The sequence below is a fragment of the Aquaspirillum sp. genome (genome assembly GCF_055136605.1).
On the sequence record NZ_JBSQVP010000009.1, the window covers coordinates 1 to 13,427 of the forward strand.

11 protein-coding genes are annotated in these 13,427 nt (G+C 51.1%); 8 read left to right on the plus strand and 3 right to left on the minus strand.

Annotated elements, in window-relative coordinates:
* From ACTBZS_RS02830 to recG, 6 genes are all read left to right on the plus strand, one after another.
* Window positions 1-371: SPOR domain-containing protein (locus ACTBZS_RS02830; protein WP_463043206.1), on the plus strand; the 371-nt coding region annotated here is incomplete at its 5' end.
* A 23-nt stretch (window positions 372-394) separates the two neighbouring features.
* Window positions 395-1,351, plus strand: a complete 957-nt coding sequence (locus ACTBZS_RS02835; RefSeq protein ID WP_022653500.1) for a molybdopterin-binding protein — start codon at window positions 395-397, stop codon at window positions 1,349-1,351.
* A 4-nt stretch (window positions 1,352-1,355) separates the two neighbouring features.
* A complete protein-coding gene (locus ACTBZS_RS02840) occupies window positions 1,356-1,718 on the plus strand; it encodes a 2Fe-2S iron-sulfur cluster-binding protein (RefSeq protein WP_022653499.1) in 363 nt (120 codons plus the stop codon).
* Window positions 1,719-1,731: 13 nt separating this feature from the next.
* Window positions 1,732-2,400, plus strand: coding sequence for a cytochrome b/b6 domain-containing protein (locus ACTBZS_RS02845; RefSeq protein WP_245556756.1), 669 nt, complete (start codon window positions 1,732-1,734; stop codon window positions 2,398-2,400).
* Between the two features lie 17 nt (window positions 2,401-2,417).
* On the plus strand, window positions 2,418-3,275 hold the full coding sequence (locus ACTBZS_RS02850; RefSeq protein WP_463043207.1) for a DMT family transporter: 858 nt from the start codon (window positions 2,418-2,420) through the stop codon (window positions 3,273-3,275).
* 15 nt (window positions 3,276-3,290) lie between these two features.
* Window positions 3,291-5,312 carry an ATP-dependent DNA helicase RecG gene (gene recG, locus ACTBZS_RS02855; protein WP_463043208.1) on the plus strand — a complete coding sequence of 674 codons (2,022 nt, stop codon included), beginning with the start codon at window positions 3,291-3,293 and terminating at the stop codon, window positions 5,310-5,312.
* On the opposite strand, the gene ACTBZS_RS02860 is transcribed toward recG, so the two are convergent.
* From ACTBZS_RS02860 to ACTBZS_RS02870, 3 genes are all read right to left on the minus strand, one after another.
* Entirely contained in the window at window positions 5,309-7,984 is a 2,676-nt protein-coding gene (locus tag ACTBZS_RS02860) for a hybrid sensor histidine kinase/response regulator (RefSeq protein ID WP_463043209.1), read from the minus strand. The two genes, recG and ACTBZS_RS02860, sit on opposite strands and share 4 nt — an antisense overlap.
* Entirely contained in the window at window positions 7,985-8,776 is a 792-nt protein-coding gene (locus tag ACTBZS_RS02865; protein ID WP_463043210.1) for a response regulator transcription factor, read from the minus strand.
* 425 nt (window positions 8,777-9,201) lie between these two features.
* Window positions 9,202-10,305, minus strand: a complete 1,104-nt coding sequence (locus ACTBZS_RS02870; RefSeq protein ID WP_460430499.1) for an alkene reductase — start codon at window positions 10,303-10,305, stop codon at window positions 9,202-9,204.
* Window positions 10,306-10,442: 137 nt separating this feature from the next.
* Between ACTBZS_RS02870 and pgeF the strand changes: the two genes are divergently transcribed.
* Window positions 10,443-11,228, plus strand: coding sequence for a peptidoglycan editing factor PgeF (pgeF, locus tag ACTBZS_RS02875; protein ID WP_460430500.1), 786 nt, complete (start codon window positions 10,443-10,445; stop codon window positions 11,226-11,228).
* Window positions 11,206-13,371 (plus strand): SulP family inorganic anion transporter, encoded by a 2,166-nt coding sequence (locus tag ACTBZS_RS02880; protein WP_463043211.1) that lies wholly within the window; start codon window positions 11,206-11,208, stop codon window positions 13,369-13,371. The genes pgeF and ACTBZS_RS02880 overlap by 23 nt, the downstream gene beginning before the upstream one ends.
* Window positions 13,372-13,427 lie beyond the last annotated feature (56 nt).

Below are 13,427 nucleotides of genomic sequence, written 5' to 3' on the forward strand. Positions count from 1 at the left end.
CTAAAGCACCGCCACCTGCGCCGCCGCCTCAACCTGCATCCATCGTCCCCCCAATGGCGCCGCCTCCCGCAGCACAGAAACCAGCGGTTGCTGCACCTCCACCGCCGGTCTTTGCGCCGCCACCGCCTATTGCACCGGCCCCACCCCCCTCCCATGCTTCGGTGGGGTATCAGGTGCAACTGGGTTTATTTAGCAATCTGGATAATGCCGCCCGTTTGGTAGAAAAATTACAACGTCAAGGCATTACAGTAAAAACAGAAACGCGGGTACACGTTGGACCATTTCAAAGTCGTGCCGAGGCAGAAGAGGCCATGACAAAATTAAAAGAGTTGGGTTTATCGCCGTTATTAGCGCCGGCTGGCGCCCGTTAATGTTGTTATAACAAGGAGAAATGATGAGTGCGATTGCCGTAGAGACGTTAGCACATGCCCTAGAAAAATTATTGTCTGGTCTGACTGTTTTGACCGCACAAGAAGATGGGATTGAAGAACGGCCACTTAAAAATTGCCGTGGTAGCGTGTTGGCACAATCAGTGGCAATTGAGGCCGAATTGTTGTCCCAACTCGGTTTTTCGGCAGAACATCAGCTACCCGCTGGTTTGTGGCTAACGCCGGTGCATACTGGCTTGGCCGCCGCCCTCGGTTTACCGACTTTACCCGTGTGGCGGCCCTTAAAAGTCTCGGTTTTTTTCAGTGGTGAGGATTTAACCGAGCCCGGTGAAGTGTTACATGCTGATCGTCGCTATAACAGCCATCGCTATTGGTTGCGTGGCGCTTTGGTGGCGATGGGGTGCGAAGTGCGCGATTTGGGTGTGGTGCCCGAGAGCGTTGCCGCGACTCGTTTAGCGTTGTCGAATGCCGCAGAGAACAGTGATTTAATCATCACTTGTGGTGGCGTAGAAGAAGACTATGTGCAACAGGCGATCACCCGTGAAGGGGTATTGCAACAAGCGCAGATTGCCATGAGTGGTTTACCGGTGTTGAGCTGGGGTAAGGTTGCCAGTGCCGACTTTATTGGTCTACCGAATGCCATGTTGCCGGCGTATCTGTTGTTCTTGTTGGCGGTGGCGCCAGCACTACAGCGGATGCGTGGTTTGGATTGTGCCCGTTATGCCAGCCCATGTTACCGTTTACCCTTGACCACCGAATTGGCGGCACAGGAATATGAGCAGGTGTTACCAGTGCAGGTCATTAAAAATGAACAACAACAGGCTATCGCTGTCCAACTAAGCCCTGCGGCACCGCACCTGTGGTCGTGCTTACAGTCACACGGGCTGATTCGTGTACCGGCTGGGCAGGCTGTGGCTGCAGGTGAAACCGTCGCGTTTTATACTTTTGAGCGTCTGTTGTGATGGTATGCCAGCATTGAGTTTTGTGGGAGGGGCCTTAACACAGCCCCTCACTGTCGTCGCTACACCAGATGAACCCATTTTAGATTTGGTGCGCCGTTGTGATGATTTACCCCTGTCGTGGCGTTGTGGTCGTGGCACCTGTGGTACATGTGCTGTCCGCGTCAGTCATCAGCAACAACCACAACCGCTACTGATGTCACGTAAAGAGCGCAATGTGTTAGTGCGCCATCGCTACCTGCCGCAATCTGCTTTGCAACAAGACACCTTTATTGATTCGCCTGCGCTGTGGCGGCTTGCCTGTTATTTGACGGCTAACCAGCCGTTAGTCATCTCTCTCGACCCGCCCAGCAGCGAAGACGTGTCCTAAATAAAAAAGGAAAATGATGAAACAGAATGTCAGGGTATGGGATGCCCCAATCCGCTTATTTCATTGGGCTTTGCCCCCGCTAATTGGTTTTATGTGGTACTCGGGTGAACAAGGCGGTGAGTGGTTGTTGTGGCATATCCGTGTTGGTTATGTGGTTGCCACTTTATTGTTATTCCGCCTGATTTGGGGCCTGATTGGCAGCCAAACCGCACGATTTACCCAATTTATTCGCGGCCCCAAAGCGATCTTGGCCTATATGCGTGGGCAATTACCAGAAGATCAAATCCCCGGCCACAACCCATTAGGCGCGTTGATGGTGATGGCGTTGTTGGCTGCGCTGTTATTTCAGGTGGTGTCGGGGATGTTATCGAGTGATATTGACTCGTATATGTATGACGGCCCGTTAATTCATTTGGTCGGCAGCGAATGGTCAGAGCAAATCACCGTTTGGCACAAACAAGGCATTAACTATCTATTGGCGTTGATTGCTGTGCATGTTGGGGCGGTGTTGTTCTATCTGTGGGGTAAAAAAACCAATCTTATCCGCCCAATGGTGACCGGAATTAAACCGATTGACAGTGATGCCGAGTTAGACCGTGTGGAGTTTATTCCACCAATTATTGCCTTGGTCACACTGGTGGTGTCTGCTGGCGCGATTTATACCTTGGTAACGCGATTGTGAGCTCGGCACGTTTGCCTATGTTGTCACCATTATGGTCAATTCACCTTGCTGTGTTGTTGTTTGGTTTGGCTGGGTTATTTGGCAAAGCTGTGGCGCAACCGGCATGGGTGATTGTATTAGGACGGACGGTGTTTGCCGCGCTGGCGGTGGCTTTGTTGGTGGTGTGGCGACATCGTTTGTCTGTACTGTGGCAAGTCAAATCGTCGCAACGCTGGCGCTTATTGTTGGCCGGTGCAGTGTTGGCATTGCATTGGACAACCTTCTTTGCGGCGGTGCAATACAGTACGGTGGCGATTGCGCTGTTGGGGTTTGCCAGTTTTCCAGTGTTTGTCGCATTGTTAGAACCATACTGGTTTGCCGAGCGGATACAGCGGCAAGAGTGGGCGATGATTGCCTTAGTGACCATCGGTTTATTGTTAGTCGTCCCAGAATGGCGGTTTGAAGCCAGTGCAACACAGGGTTTGTTGCTAGCGGTATTGTCCGGCGCCTTATTTGCTGTATTGGCTTTATTAAATCGCAGTATCGGCGCGTTGTCGGTGTTATCCAGCACCTTTTGGCAAAATGCGGTGGCGGCTGGGGTATTGTTACCGCTGTGGTGGTGGTTGCCGCCGGTGGCCTTAACGCTACACGAATGGTCGGCCTTGCTTTTTTTGGGCGTGGTGTGTACTGCTTTGGCACATGGTTTGTTTATTGCCAGCTTGGGCGTGTTGCCGGCGCGGCAAGTAGCGGTGATTACAGGGTTAGAACCGGTGTATGGGATTGGTTTTGCTTGGTACGTCTTTCATGAACAACCAACTTGGCTGGCATTGGCGGGTGGCGCGTGTATTGTGGTGGCGACAGTTTGGGCTTCATTGGCTAAGCCAAAGCACGGTTAAACGGTGAGATTGACGATGGCGCTTGCCCCTGCAATTGAAAAAAAACTCAGCAAACTGGGTATTCAACAGCCCTCTGATTGGTTATTACACTTGCCGCTGCGCTACGAAGACGAAACGCAGTGTTTCGCTATTGCCCAAGCACCGTTGGCACAATCCGTCATGGTGGAAGGCATTGTGCAGCATTGTGAGGTGAAACAACGTGGTGGGCGGGGGCAACTGCGGGCAGTGATTGCTGATGCCAGCGGACAGCTGGTATTGCGTTTTATCCATTTTTATCCGAGCCAAATCAAACAATGTAGTGTTGGTCATCGTTTACGGGTGTTTGGTGAAATTCGCCAGAATTTTTTTGGTGAGGCGGAAATGGTGCACCCAAAATGCCGTGTGGTGGCCAGCAATACCCCGTTATCCACCCACCTTTCCCCTATCTATCCCGCCACCCAAGGGATTACCCAATCGCAACTACGTAAATGGATTGATGCTGCCCTTGAACAGATCCCACTCGATGACACTTTGCCCCCCGCGATGTTGCAAACATTGGGCTTGCCGAGTTTTTCCGAGGCGGTGTTGACCCTGCATCATCCTCCCGCTGGCAGTGAAGTTGCTGTATTGCAATCACCGCAGTTTCCGCCGTGGCAGCGGATTTATTTTGATGAGCTATTAGCACAACAGCTGTCGATGCGTTTGTCTTATCGGGCACGGCAGCGTAAATCAGCGCCGATTTTACAGGGTAATGGCCGGCTGACTTCGGCGTTGCTACAACAGCTGCCCTTTGCGCTAACCGCTGCACAGCAGCGAGTCTGGCAGGAAATCCAACAAGATTTACAAGGTGGACAGCCGATGCACCGCTTGTTACAGGGTGATGTTGGTGCGGGGAAAACCGTGATTGCGGCGCTATCGGCTTTAGATGCGATAGAAGCCGGTTATCAAGCTGCATTGATGGCCCCGACAGAAATTTTGGCTGAACAACATTACTTAAAACTGCGGCAATGGTGGGAAAGTTTGGGTTTAACCGTGGTGTGGTTATCGGGTAGCTTGAAAAAATCACAGCGCCAAGCCGCATTAAAACAGATTGCCAATGGAGAGGCTTGTTTGGCGGTGGGTACCCATGCGCTATTTCAAGAAGACGTTGCTTTTGCGCGGCTGGGTTTAACCATTGTGGATGAACAACATCGTTTTGGTGTTGCACAACGCTTGGCACTACAAGCTAAAGGTGGCGAAACCCATCAGCTTATGATGTCGGCCACACCGATTCCGCGTACCTTGGCCATGAGCTACTACGCTGATTTGGATGTATCAGTGATTGATGAATTACCCCCCGGACGGACGCCGATTCGTACTCGCTTGATTGCCGCAAAACGGCGGCCAGAGGTCATGGCGGCTATTGCGCGTGAAATAGAACAAGGTCGCCAAGCCTATTGGGTGTGTCCTCTGATTGAAGAATCAGAAACCTTGGAACTCCAAACGGCTGTTGCCACGCAACAAGAATTGATGCTGGCCTTGCCACAGCTCACGATTGGTTTAGTGCATGGCAAGATGAAGGCTGATGAGAAAGCAGCAGTGATGGCGGCATTTCTTGCCAATGAAATTCACCTATTGGTGGCGACGACCGTGATTGAAGTCGGTGTTGATGTCCCAAATGCGACCTTGATGATTATTGAACATGCCGAGCGTATGGGCTTGGCACAGTTACACCAACTGCGGGGGCGCGTTGGACGCGGACGACATGCCAGCAGTTGTGTGTTGTTATTTGAAGAACCGCTATCCGAGCTGGCGCGTGCGCGTTTACGGGTGATTTATGAACAGACCGATGGCTTTGAAATTGCGCGACAGGACTTGTTGATTCGCGGGCCGGGAGAGTTTCTCGGTGCTAAACAAAGCGGCACGCCGATGTTGCGGTTTGCCGACATCGAACGCGATGTGGCATTGCTAGAGGAAGCGCGACAATGGGCACCGCGTTTATTAAAACAATGGCCCGATGCCGCACGTGCCCATTTAGCCCGTTGGCTAGGCGGACGTGAACATTTCCTACACGCCTAGCGCCACTGAGCTAACCACTGCGACAAGCCGTTGATGTCTGCGCGTTCGGCGTAATTTTCTACGGTCTGTGCAAACTCAGCATACTCAGGGCTATGTTCCGCTAACTGTTGTGCCCAGTCGATTAAATCCGACATTGCGCCCATGTCCAACCACTGTTGCAGTTCTGCCCGTTGTGCCGCTGGTGGTGGCACACAAGCAATTGTGGTTTTTGCCGCGTGCGTGGGGTGGTTGTTTTGTAGCGGTAAATGCAGCAATTCTGCTAACACATGGCGTAATTGCGCTAAGTTAACCGGCTTTAACAAGGCAGCATGAAAGCGTTGTACGGTATGGACAGGCGGGGGGGCGGCAGACAGCAATATTACCGGCACCTGCGGCCATAGGGCGTTGACTGCTTCCAATACCTCTAAACCATTGCTTTCCGGCATGGAGAAATCGGTCACAATCAAATCTGGCATCGCCAGACTGCCATCGCTTAGTTCATCAATAAAATCGCGTCCCTCTGCCCACGCCTCTACCTCAAATCCAAGACCTTCCAATTCATCTTGCAACAGATTGCGCACATCTTTGGTGTCTTCCAACAGCACAAGGCGATACCCACTGCCATCTAGTTCTGGCAAGGCCAATTCCCCATCAGGTAAGCGATGGTGAGGAATGCTGTCCTCGTGGGCGGTGGCAAAGCTGACGTGCAAGGTAAAATGCGTGCCCTTTCCAAGCTGACTGCTGACCTCTAATCGACCTTGCATCCGCTGTACCCATTGCGCTGCAATCGCGAGGCCAAGGCCTAAGCCTTGTTGGCTGCGCCCATTATCTAAACGCACAAACGGATCGAAAATAGAGTCGATTTGTTCGGCAGCGATACCGATACCACTGTCAATCACATGAAAGCGCAGTTGGACAATACCGGTATTGGGCTGTTGGCTGACCATCTCCACCACAAAGCGGATTTCACCTTGTGAAGTAAATTTCGCCGCATTGGTCAACAGATTATCTAACACCTGTCGTAATCGTTTGCCGTCTACTTTAATCACCGGCGGTAGCTGACCAACAGTTTGGAACACAAAACGATTTTGTCGCCGCATCGCCACTTGTTCTGCATCACGGGTGATGCCTTCTAGTAAGGCATGGAAATACAGTGGTAAGGGCTGCATCCGTTCGGTTGGGCTGCCTCTGGCGTAATCAATTAAATCATCAATTAAACTCAATAAATGACTGGCGCTACGCCGAATAATTCGCCCGCGTTCTGCGTCTTCACGTCCTCCAGCTAAAATCAAATCAGCATAACCCGTGATTGAGGTGAGTGGCGTACGCAAATCGTGACTGACCCGCGCTAAAAAATCGCTCTTGGCGCGATTGGCCTCTTCGGCAGTGTGTAGGGCTGTTTTTAAGGCTTGTGTTCGTTCAGTAACAGCTTGTTCTAATTGCGAGTGTTTTAACTGTTGCGCTTCAATTAACGCTGTTTGTGCTGCCAGATGTTGTTGATGAAGGGTTTTATTGCGACTATATAGACCCATCACCATTAACAACAATAAATCCATATTTAATGCCCACACTAAAGCCTCTTCACTAATAAAGAGGCCTGTGGTGCGTAAACCATAAAAATCCATTAAGCGTAAAACATGAACGAACCAGAATAAGGCAGAGCAAATTGTAAACAGGGTGAGATTTGGTACACCACGTTTCCATGCCGTGATGACCGAAATTGGCCATACAAGATTCATTACAACTGAAAAAGCATTCAGAATTTGTGCGGCTATCAAATAGTCTGCAAATGCACAGCCCACTGCACACAACAACATGATGATCATCATTGTTTTATAAGCCAAATCCCAAAAAGGAAACTCTTTAGGGATTCGCAATAATAAACGCCATGCTAATAATGCAGAAAAATTGGTAACCGCTCCTATTGTGCCGGGGACTCTAACAATCCAATCCGCTCCAGCTGAAAGGAAGTGAAGATACAAATAGCCTTGAAAGCTGATTTCGTACAAAATGACACTACAAATAAAAAAGCTCAAATATAAAAATAGGCGATCATGTAGTGTCATTGCATGAATGATTGCATACAAAGCAATCGTAATCATTGACCCTAAGAAAATACCTAGCAATAATTTATATTCTGCTTCTGTTTCACGAAATTTAAGTGGCTGCCAAAGCTTAGGTTGAATATGAATGGCTGATCTAGATTCTATTCTAATCAAAAAACGGATAGTGTGATTATCACTTTTTAGTGGAAAGATGGGATTCAGTGCCACAACTGGACGGGCAGAAAGAGGGTGATTATTCCCCGCTAATATCGTCGATTGAATCGAGTTTTTTTCATCGAGTAAATAAAATTGCACCTTTTCCAATCGAGGTGGCGCGACTTCTAGCCAGTAGTCATTGAGTGAACTTGGCAATTCACCATAAAGCCAAATTGCACTGCGGCTATAACCGATATTCAGTGTTTTATGGCTGGCAGGTTGAAAGGCGGCTAATTGGAGAACTACCTGTTCTGCACTGAGCTGATGACTTTTATCTTCCCATTGGAGAAGGTGATCGACCAGTTTGACCGGTGGTGATGAGTGTGTCGGGTTTGCGAGTAATGCCACTACCCACCCTATCACCAGTGCGATAACCAGCCCAAGAATCATCTGTGAGCCTCGGCCGACCGAGGCGGGGGCGCTGACCTGCATTTACGCTTTACTGGGCTCGCCGTTTTGGCGGAAATTGCGTGGTGAAACCCCAAAGCGTTCACGGAAAGCGGTCGAGAAATTGGCTGCGCTGCTATAACCGAGTTGGCTGGCGATCAGCTGAATCTCAAGTGAGGTATCTGATAACAAGCGGCGCGCCTCTTTCAGACGTTCTTCACGCAGAAAATCAAACACAGTGACACCTGCACATTGCCGGAAAGCTTCGTTTAACCGGCGGCTGTTGGTGCCTACCGCCTTAGCGAGATCGGCAAGTTCAAGAGGATGTTCCAATTGTTGGGTAATCAACCGCCGTGCGGCGCGGAACAACACCTGATCGAGCCCCTGTCCTTCTTCTTGTGGTGTGGCAGCATCGGCTTGTAGATCTTGGCTTTGTGTATGTTGCGTTAATCCAAGATGCACCGCGACACGTAATCGCACTTCTTCAAAGTCAAATGGTTTGGTGACATAGTCCACCGCCCCTTCGCTGAGGCCGGCTACCCGCTCTTGTGGTGATGCAGCGGCGGTGAGAAAAATCACTGGAATATGGCGTGTGCGTTCGTCGGCTTTAAGCAGGCGACACCCCACAATCCCATCGGAATTTGGCATCCGAATGTCCATCAAAATCAAATCCGGCATCACAATGAGGGATTTGTCATATGCGTCACGACCATTTTCCCCGACATATAAACGGTAACCACGTTGGCGTAAAAAGTCTGCCAGCAATAAACGATCCTCGGTGACGTCATCGACAACAAGGATGCGCGGGGCACAGAAAAAAGGAGACGTCGCGGACATCGTGGAACGGGAAGAGAGCGTGCTGTTCATATCTTGGAAAAGGGTAGGGTTCAAGCACCCACAGGATAGTCGCTCTTAGGTCGATCTGCACTCGATAAAAAAAATAATTCCTGTGATCAAAACTTTCTTTACGTAAGTCAAAAGTTGAGTATTGCCGGTTCACAACACAGACTGCATCATGTGCTAGCATAAACATCAACGAAAAGAATTATGAAAAATTCTGATGTCATTGTTGATTGTGGCGTTTCGTGCAATCCTGTGGCACGCTTTGGTAATACAAGGAGGAAATATGAGTTTCTTGCGAAAAACAGCTCGTTCGGTGGCGCTGCGTTTGTATATGAAGCGGCGTATCTCGGCGCTACAGCTGGTCAGAATGCTGCACTTGTTAGAGCGCAGCACCCATTCTTAATCTGGCTTAACCCCGCTTAGCTGGGTTGCCAACAAGGATAATCGGTGTAGCCTACGGCTCCCCCACCATAAAAAGTATTCGCATCGGGGGCGTTCAGTGGTGCTTGATGAGCGAAGCGGTTTACCAAATCAGGATTGGCAATATAAGGCCGTCCAAAACCGACGGCATCAGCTAATCCTTTCTGGATCATCTCATCTGCGCGTTGGGCGTCGTAGCCACCTGTCCAGACCAAGCTACCGCTAAATTCATGGCGTAGGCTATCGCGGAAAGTATCGCTGAGAGTTGGGCCACCTGCCCAATCGGGTTCTGCGATATGGAGATAAGCAATTTCTCGTTCTTGGAATGCCCGCGCCAGATAAACCGCCATCGCTTCAGCTTCTCGGTCTTGCATATCATTGAACGTGCCAAAGGGTGATAAACGCACGCCAACGCGCTCTGGCCCCCACACTGCCACCACTGCATCCAAGACTTCTAATGGAAAACGGGCGCGGTTTTCAATATTTCCGCCGTAGTCATCCGTGCGCTGGTTGCTGCCGGTGCATAAAAACTGGTCGAGCAGATAACCATTGGCCATGTGAATTTCCACCCCATCAAACCCAGCGCGTTTGGCACGCGCAGCGGCAGCGGCATAATCCTGTGCAATCGCTGGTAATTCACTGCTATCAAGGGCACGCGGCGACGCGGTGGGAACATTGGCAGGTGTGCCATCTGGTTGGACGACAAAGCATTGTGCATTTGCAGTGATCGCACTTGGTGCAACAGGCGCGGCACCGTTTTCTTGTAACAGAGGATGGCTAATACGTCCGACATGCCACAGCTGTAGCACAATTTTGCCGCCTGCAGCATGAACTGCCTGCACCACGCGCTGCCAGCCTGCTTCTTGTTGTTCGGTATAGATGCCGGGGGTCCACGCATAGCCTTGCCCCTGCTGAGAAATCTGTGTGGCCTCACTGACGATTAAACCGGCGCTTGCACGTTGGGCATAATATTCGGCATTCAATTCACTTGGAACATCGCCGGGTTGTGCCGCCCGTGAACGCGTTAATGGCGCCATCCAAACGCGATTGTTCAAATGCAAGGCCCCGCAACGCATGGGGGACAACAAATGTGGGTAAGCCATAACACACCTCTCCTTTTGAACAAAACAAAAACATCAACAGCCCGTGTTTTGATACTGTGTTGATGATAAGCCCAAGCCAAATGAGGGCAACACCAGCTTTTGCTATCTTTTGTTTACATGAAACAGGAAATTCCAATATGTCATCTTTTGATCCATCATGGCTCGTTCCGAATTGGCCCGCCCCTGCTCATGTTCAGGCATGTTGTACCACTCGACTTGGGGGCGTCAGCCAAGCACCGTTTGCCAGTTTCAACCTCGGCGATCACGTTGGCGATGATCCGCTGGCGGTGGCCGAAAATCGCCGTTTACTCAGTCTTGCCTTACCCAATCCACCGCATTGGCTCACGCAAACCCATTCCACTCAGGTCAATATCATTACTACACCCACAGCAAATGCGGTGTTGCCTGCTGATGCCAGTGTGACGCAGATACCAGAGGCAGTGTGTGTGGTGATGACAGCAGATTGTTTGCCGTTGTTATTAACCGATCAACAGGGCACGGTGGTGGCAGCGGTGCATGCCGGTTGGCGGGGGTTATGTGATGGCATTATCGAACGCACAGTGGCAGCGATGGCTGTCCCTGCGACAACATTATTGGCGTGGTTAGGGCCGGCGATTGGGCCCAATGCGTTTGAGGTGGGGGCTGAGGTACGAGCAGCCTTTGTGGCTCAGGCAATAGAAGCAGAACAGGCGTTTATCCCACAACAAAACGGGAAATATCTGGCGGATATTTATCAGTTGGCACGACAACGTTTGCAGGCTGTCGGCGTGTCTAACATCAGTGGCGGCACCCATTGCACGGTGACTGACAGCGAGCGTTTTTTCTCTTATCGCCGTGATGGGCAAACAGGCCGGATGGCCAGTTGCATTTGGATTTCTGCAGGCACAACTGAGTTGAATCATGACCTTTCCACAGCAAGCTAAAGGCCCTTTTGCTGCCGTTTCCAGTGGGGTGATTGCGGGCATTTTGGCGGTCACGGTCGCGGCGGCGTATGCATCCTTGTTATATCGTGGTGTTGCTGCGGTGCATGTCGGCTTTGGTTTTAAGCTGATTTTATGCGCGTCGGCGTTGAGTGCAATATGGGTGACGTGTTACAGCCGCTTGCCCGGTTTAATTGCTGGGCCGGATGATTCTGCTGCAGTCGTATTGGCGGGATTGGCCGTCATTGTTGCGGGGCAGGTCGCAGCGGCACAGGGCAGCCCCGAGCGTGCCGCGCTCACGATTGCGGTATTGCTGGCACTGAGTAGCGCCGCCACCGCTTGTGTGTTCTATGCCGTTGGACATTTCCGACTCGGTAATATCATTCGTTATCTGCCCTCGCCGGTGATCAGTGGTTTTTTAGCCGGTGCAGGGGTGTTGCTTTTTATGAGCGGTCTGGGTTTGGCGGCGGTGGTGCCAGAATTGAGCCTAACGCATCTTAATGCTTGGCCATTACTATTCCAGCAAGGCGGCATGATCTGGCCCGCTCTCGCTGTTGCCTTGGCCCTGTGGTACGGCTTTCGCCACATTGAACATCCACTGTTTATGCCGTGTTTGTTGGCGGTGGCAGGTGGCGTGTTTTTTCTGTTGTTAGCTGTATGCGAGGTTTCCACTGCCACGGCGCGGCAATGGGGCTGGTTATTTGATTTACCGGCAGCAGGTGAGGGCTTGCCGTTGTCGGCGTGGTTAACTGGTTGGCAACAGGTGGATGTCGCGGCATTGTTGTCGGTGCTACCCGAGCTGTTATCTGTCTTGTTGGTGGTGCTGATTGCGATGTTGTTGCAAACCGGCAGCTTAGAAAATCTGTTGCAACAAGATATCGACGTCAATCAAGAGCTGAAACAAACCAGCGGTGCGAACTTTGTCGCTGCGTTGTCGGCAGGCCTGCCGGTGGTACCGTTTATTGGTGATACGTCTTTAAATTTACAGCTCGCAGGGCCAAACCGCATCGCAGGTTGGGTATTGGCAGCGGTGTGTGTGCTAGCAGCGATAGTGGGCTTAGAGCTGATTCAGTGGCTACCGACCTTTGTTTTAGCCGGTATTCTGTTGTTTTTTGGGCTGTCGCTACTGGAAAACAGTGTCTGGAAAGGCTGGCACACGCTGCGGCGCAGTGATTTTTTGCTGGTGTTATTGGTGGCGTTGACGATCAATATTGCTGGATTCAGCGTCGGTACTTTGCTCGGAGTGGTGCTGGCGGTGGTGATTTTTCTGCGTGATTACAGCCTCTTGCCGGTGGTACGGATTCAATTTAATGCTGCGAATGCCCCATCGCGTATTGATCGTGCTGCAGTTGAACGGGAACGGTTAACCCAACAACCGCAATGGTTGCTGGGCTTGGAGTTAGAAGGGTTTATCTTTTTTGGTTCTGCACATCGTGTTGATAAGCAGGTCATCACCGCTTTGCAGAGCGAGGCCAATATTTCCTACCTGATTTTGGATTTCAGACGGGTGCAAGGGATTGATGCGTCGGCGGCAGTGGTGTTTCGTAAAATCATTCGCCGTGTGCAACAACAGCAAGGCACGGTCTTTTTTGCGGGTCTATCGCCGGAAATACAACATACCTTAGCCAGTGCGCTTCCCGATTTTGAACACATTTACCTTGATTTAGACCACGCGCTCGAAGCTGCCGAAGACGGATATCTCCAGCAACATACCCCATTCATGTCCATCACTACATCGCAGCCGGTGGTTGCGCTTTCGGCGGCGCTGTTGCCTTACGGTGAACTGCGCGAAGTGGCGGCGGAGTCGGTGTTAATTGCCGAAGGGCAAGCGGCTTCGGGTTTGTATTTTATTGTGCGCGGCAGTGTATCGGTGCGCAGTCATGATCGGATGGGCAAACCGATTCGGCTACGACGGTTTACCGAAGGAACGGTGATTGGTGAGATGAGCCACTATTTGCAGCGTCCGACCAGTGCTGCAGTGGTGGCAGACAGTGCGCTAACGGTGTTGTGTTTGTCGCCACAGGCGATTGCTACCCTAGAACAAAACCAGCCTCAGTTGGCGATTCGTTTGCATCAGGCGGTGGCAACGGTGTTGGCACAGCGTTTGTTGGCAACCAATCAGAGTTTGCAAGCGGCGATTGCCTAAGGCCATGTGTTAGGAGGGCTTCGCTAGCGGCAATCTATGACAAAAAATGCCGCTAT